The organism is Mesorhizobium sp. WSM4814 (genome assembly GCF_055811595.1).
Genome location: NZ_JBVVQT010000054.1, coordinates 2,501 through 6,348 on the forward strand (window position 1 = coordinate 2,501; position 3,848 = coordinate 6,348).

Sequence of the window (3,848 nt, forward strand, 5' to 3'; positions counted from 1 at the left end):
AAGATTTGTTCGAACTTCATAGCTCGCAAGGGGTGTGATTTGTCGCGGGAGACGCTCAATCTCCCGCATATGATGGGTTTGCCTAACCGCACCCTCGAACCGATCTCGAGAAGCTGGTCTTTTTGTGCCAATTCCATTGAAGCTAGATCCTGCACAGGATCTGGTTCGAGCGATGATCCCTTCGGGATCGCGCGATGGGTATTGGCAATGAGAACGATCAAGTGTCTTAAGGGCAATTGGTGGATGCCTTGGCATGCACAGGCGATGAAGGACGTGATACGCTGCGATAAGCTACGGGGAGGTGCGAATACCCTTTGATCCGTAGATTTCCGAATGGGGAAACCCACCTAAGGTGCTTGGAAAATCAGAGCAGCAGGGCAATTGGCGCGAGATCCCAAAAGGATTGAGCGTTAAGCGACGATCTCTTTGAGATCGCGCAGACTTGCTGCTGTGGTTTCCAAGGATCTGTTATAGGTAACTTATCCTGAATACATAGGGATAAAGTGGCGAACGCGGGGAACTGAAACATCTAAGTACCCGTAGGAAAGGACATCAACCGAGACTCCGGCAGTAGTGGCGAGCGAACCCGGACCAGGCCAGTGGCGATGATGAGACAAGCGGAACCTTCTGGAAAGTAGGGCCATAGTGGGTGACAGCCCCGTACGCGTAATGCAAATCATCGTCCTCGAGTAAGGCGGGACACGTGAAATCCTGTCTGAAATTGGGGGGACCACCCTCCAAGCCTAAGTACTCGTGCATGACCGATAGCGAACTAGTACCGTGAGGGAAAGGTGAAAAGCACCCCGACAAGGGGAGTGAAAGAGTACCTGAAACCGATTGCCTACAAACAGTGGGAGTCCAAGGTTCGTCCTGGGTGACCACGTACCTTTTGTATAATGGGTCAGCGACTTAGTGTGACGAGCAAGCTTAAACCGCTAGGTGTAGGCGCAGCGAAAGCGAGTCTGAACAGGGCGTTCAGTTCGTCGCATTAGACCCGAAACCGAGTGATCTAGCCATGAGCAGGTTGAAGGTAAGGTAACACTTACTGGAGGACCGAACCCATAACTGTTGCAATAGTTCGGGATGACTTGTGGCTAGGGGTGAAAGGCCAATCAAACTCGGAAATAGCTGGTTCTCCGCGAAATCTATTTAGGTAGAGCGTCGACCGAATACCCCAGGGGGTAGAGCACTGGATGGGCTAGGGGTCCTCACCGGATTACCAAACCTAACCAAACTCCGAATACCTGGGAGTACTAGTCGGCAGACACACGGCGGGTGCTAACGTCCGTCGTGAAAAGGGAAACAACCCTGACCTACAGCTAAGGTCCCCAAGTTATGGCTAAGTGGGAAAGGATGTGAGGATCCCAAAACAACCAGGATGTTGGCTTAGAAGCAGCCATCATTTAAAGAAAGCGTAACAGCTCACTGGTCTAAATAAGGGTCTTTGCGCCGAAAATGTAACGGGGCTCAAGCCATACACCGAAGCTTAGGGTTCGTGAGCAATCACGAGCGGTAGCGGAGCGTTCTGTAAGCTGATGAAGCCATACCCGTGAGGGGTGGTGGAGGTATCAGAAGTGCGAATGCTGACATGAGTAACGTAAGGGGAGTGAGAGACTCCCCCGCCGAAAGTCCAAGGGTTCCTGCTTAAAGCTAATCTGAGCAGGGTTAGCCGGCCCCTAAGTCGAGGCAGAAATGCGTAGACGATGGGAACCACGTTAATATTCGTGGGCCTGGAGGAAGTGACGGATCATTGAGGTAGTCCAATCTTATCGGATTGAACGGGCTGCTGCGTGGTTCCAGGAAATAGCTCCTCCTTATAGACCGTACCCGAAACCGACACTGGTGGACTGGTAGAGTATACCAAGGCGCTTGAGAGAACTATGCTGAAGGAACTCGGCAAATTGCACGCGTAACTTCGGAAGAAGCGTGACCCTTTTCCACGCAAGTGGAGGAGGGTGGCACAGACCAGGGGGTAGCGACTGTTTATCAAAAACACAGGGCTCTGCGAAGTCGCAAGACGACGTATAGGGTCTGACGCCTGCCCGGTGCTGGAAGGTTAAGAGGAGGGGTGCAAGCTCTGAATCGAAGCCCCAGTAAACGGCGGCCGTAACTATAACGGTCCTAAGGTAGCGAAATTCCTTGTCGGGTAAGTTCCGACCTGCACGAATGGCGTAACGACTTCCCCGCTGTCTCCAGCATAGACTCAGTGAAATTGAATTCCCCGTGAAGATGCGGGGTTCCTGCGGTTAGACGGAAAGACCCCGTGCACCTTTACTATAGCTTTACATTGGCATTCGTAGTGGCATGTGTAGGATAGGTGGTAGGCTTTGAAACCTGGGCGCCAGCTCAGGTGGAGCCACCCTTGAAATACCACCCTTATCACTATGGATGTCTAACCGCGGCCCGTCATCCGGGTCCGGGACAATGTATGGTGGGTAGTTTGACTGGGGCGGTCGCCTCCTAAAGAGTAACGGAGGCGCGCGATGGTGGGCTCAGAACGGTCGGAAATCGTTCGCTGAGTGCAATGGCATAAGCCTGCCTGACTGCGAGACTGACAAGTCGAGCAGAGACGAAAGTCGGTCATAGTGATCCGGTGGTCCCGCGTGGAAGGGCCATCGCTCAACGGATAAAAGGTACGCCGGGGATAACAGGCTGATGACCCCCAAGAGTCCATATCGACGGGGTTGTTTGGCACCTCGATGTCGACTCATCGCATCCTGGGGCTGGAGCAGGTCCCAAGGGTATGGCTGTTCGCCATTTAAAGCGGTACGTGAGTTGGGTTCAGAACGTCGTGAGACAGTTCGGTCCCTATCTGCCGTGGGTGTAGGAATATTGAAAGGATCTGTCCCTAGTACGAGAGGACCGGGATGGACGGATCTCTGGTGGACCTGTTGTGGCGCCAGCCGCATAGCAGGGTAGCTATATCCGGACGGGATAACCGCTGAAGGCATCTAAGCGGGAAACCCACCTTAAAACGAGTATTCCCTGAGAACCGTGGAAGACGACCACGTTGATAGGCCGGGTGTGGAAGAGCGGCAACGCTTGAAGCTTACCGGTACTAATAGTTCGATCGGCTTGATCGTTCTCATTCCTTATGCCCATTTGACAAAGTCAGATGGTCTTACCAGCGCTCACGCATGAGCGGCCCTTACGGGCCTATGCTCCGCGAGGGCGCCGGACGACCGGCGACGCGCAGTCGCGCTTGCGGGCTTACGCCCGAAGTGGTCTGCGAGAACGTCGCCATTGGCACGGAAAGACGGGCAAATGGCACAGGCTTATAGCGAGTGGGTATCTTCTACTTACTATTCCCTACTGCCTAATCCCTGACCCAGCTTCTCGAGCAACGTGCGCTTTGCCGACCTGGTGGTTATGGCGGAGCGGCTGCACCCGATCCCATTCCGAACTCGGCCGTGAAACGCTCCAGCGCTGATGGTACTTCGTCTCAAGACGCGGGAGAGTAGGTCGCTGCCAGGTCTGCAAAACGCACGTTGCAAAAATCCAGTCTTCTCCTTACAAAACAGGCCCGCCAATCGGGAACTCGGGCCGCGCAAGCGGCCCTTTCAGTTGGCGAAAGCTTGATTCCAGTGAGCCAAGGCTTACTTCTGACGTTGACGCGGGGTGGAGCAGCGCCCCGTCCGCCCGCAAAGGCCGAAAGCCTCGAGGACGGACAAAACAAAAAGTCCGGGCTGCCCGGCCGGCATTCGCCGTCTGGTTGACGCGGGGTGGAGCAGCCCGGTAGCTCGTCAGGCTCATAACCTGAAGGTCACAGGTTCAAATCCTGTCCCCGCAACCAAATCCACAAAACGGCCCGCATCACGCGGGCCGTTTTGCGTTTGCAGCCTGGCGCG

Annotated in this window: 1 tRNA gene and 2 rRNA genes; all 3 read left to right on the forward strand. The window is 54.6% G+C overall.

What is annotated here, in order from left to right:
* Positions 1 to 215: 215 nt before the first annotated feature.
* The 3 genes from AC0L2V_RS32010 (at position 216) to AC0L2V_RS32020 (ending at position 3,793) form a co-directional block, all read left to right on the forward strand.
* Positions 216 to 3,083: ribosomal RNA gene (locus AC0L2V_RS32010) — 23S ribosomal RNA — on the forward strand.
* 276 nt (positions 3,084 to 3,359) lie between these two features.
* Positions 3,360 to 3,474, forward strand: a 5S ribosomal RNA gene (rrf, locus tag AC0L2V_RS32015).
* Positions 3,475 to 3,716: 242 nt separating this feature from the next.
* A tRNA-Met gene (locus tag AC0L2V_RS32020) sits at positions 3,717 to 3,793 on the forward strand.
* The last annotated feature ends 55 nt before the right edge of the window (positions 3,794 to 3,848 follow it).